We start from the raw sequence: 307 nt of genomic DNA, 5'->3' as shown, positions 1-307 counted from the left end.
TGCTTTAGAAAAGGCAGGTTGTGAGCGGATATATCAGGAATCATATTCAGGTGCATCGAGAGAGCGGCCAGAACTTACAAGGTGCCTTGATACACTCAGGGAAGGGGATACCTTAACCGTATGGCATCTTGATAGGCTGGGTAGAAGCCTGAAAGACTTAGTGGCCATCATTTCAGACCTGGAAGCCAAAGGCGTTGGCTTTCGATCTTTGACTGAAGCGATTGACACGACAACTGCCGGGGGAAAACTTGTATTCCATATCTTCGCGGCGTTGGCAGAATTTGAGAGAACCCTAATCCAAGAGCGA

General features: G+C 48.2%; 1 protein-coding gene. It reads left to right on the top strand.

The genetic code is table 11. The annotated features are described in order from the left end of the window. Positions 1–307, top strand: a 307-nt coding sequence (locus B3180_RS10730) for a recombinase family protein (protein ID WP_286844427.1), incomplete at both ends; no start/stop codon positions are given.

Origin of the sequence: Idiomarina sp. UBA4206 (genome assembly GCF_002383015.1) — a bacterium.
In the GTDB taxonomy this organism is placed as follows: domain Bacteria; phylum Pseudomonadota; class Gammaproteobacteria; order Enterobacterales; family Alteromonadaceae; genus Idiomarina; species Idiomarina abyssalis.
The sequence above is the reverse complement of the archived record's forward strand: the minus strand, read 5'-3'. Positions and strand labels throughout refer to the sequence as shown.